This is a genomic window from Bacteroides muris (ex Fokt et al. 2023) (assembly GCF_024704895.1).
GTDB lineage: Bacteria > Bacteroidota > Bacteroidia > Bacteroidales > Bacteroidaceae > Bacteroides > Bacteroides muris.
Map to the genome: position 1 here is coordinate 1 of NZ_JAMZEE010000123.1, position 525 is coordinate 525.

At 60.0% G+C, this 525-nt stretch carries 1 protein-coding gene; it reads left to right on the forward strand.

The features are described from left to right. Nucleotides 1-174: 174 nt before the first annotated feature. Nucleotides 175-525, forward strand: a 351-nt coding sequence (locus tag M1B78_RS18925) for a hypothetical protein (RefSeq protein ID WP_257941505.1), incomplete at its 3' end; no start/stop codon positions are given.

Genomic DNA, 525 nt, shown 5'->3' on the forward strand with positions numbered 1-525 from the left:
GTTCATGGTTATCACACTGTCGTTTTCCAGAAAGAACACCCGCTGGTTGACGATGCGGTCGGGCACGGTGAACCACAACAGCGCATTCTCCGGAATGTTCGTATAGCTCTGCGTGGAATCGGCGGTGCCGCCGTATTCCAACGGCGAGAACGCGGCCGCATCCACATCCCAGTAGTGCAGCGTGTAAGGCCGCTTGAGCAGCCTTTTCAGTTTCGGGAACGTAAATGCCTGCGTCCGTTCCGGCCGGGGGATGAACTTGCGCACATGCCCGTGTGCATCCGCATGAAACGGGGCGGTGAGGAAGCGGAGCTGCCCTGCCGCAGGAGAATCCGCCACGATAAAGATGTTGTCGCCTCCCACCTGCCGGAACAGGCACGTCGTATCGGTGCGGCACCCCACGGCGACAGGCTCCCATTCATAATAGTTGTAGGCGCAGAGATAGACCTGACCCGAGGCATGCGCGAACTCACGGATGCGGTCGGTCGACACACGGACGTCGACGGGGCGGTCAAGGTACTCCATACT